The sequence below is a fragment of the Ochrobactrum sp. SFR4 genome, from assembly GCF_019730395.1.
Classification (GTDB): Bacteria; Pseudomonadota; Alphaproteobacteria; order Rhizobiales; family Rhizobiaceae; genus Pseudochrobactrum.
Map to the genome: position 1 here is coordinate 1 of NZ_JAAPBB010000411.1, position 348 is coordinate 348.

Sequence of the window (348 nt, forward strand, 5' to 3'; positions counted from 1 at the left end):
CGGCTGCCGAGAGTTTTCCCTTTGTCTTGCGGTAGGGCATGATAATGAATTTTTCAGAACTTTTGGAAGCGGCAAGCATTTTAGAAACCTCAATGAATGTTCCTAAAATGTTCTCACTGATCATTAGAGTCAAGTGTTATTATTAAGACTGGATCATTCTTGCTGTTCCAGAGAGGCCGCTTTGCGCTTAAACTGTTGTATCTCCTCAAGAATTCCATTGGATACAACTTTTAATTCTTCATAAAACTCTCGATAAGTCGGGATTGAGATAAGGGAAGATGGAATTTGTGAAATTTGATCGTCGGAAGTAAAATAATGTTCTTGTGGAACACTTAACGGTAGCTTTAT

The 348-nt window shown here is 38.2% G+C and carries 1 protein-coding gene; it reads right to left on the reverse strand.

Features of this window, described 5'->3' with window-relative positions:
• Positions 1–153 precede the first annotated feature (153 nt).
• Positions 154–348: hypothetical protein (locus tag HBA93_RS19600; protein WP_221724405.1), on the reverse strand; the 195-nt coding region annotated here is incomplete at its 5' end.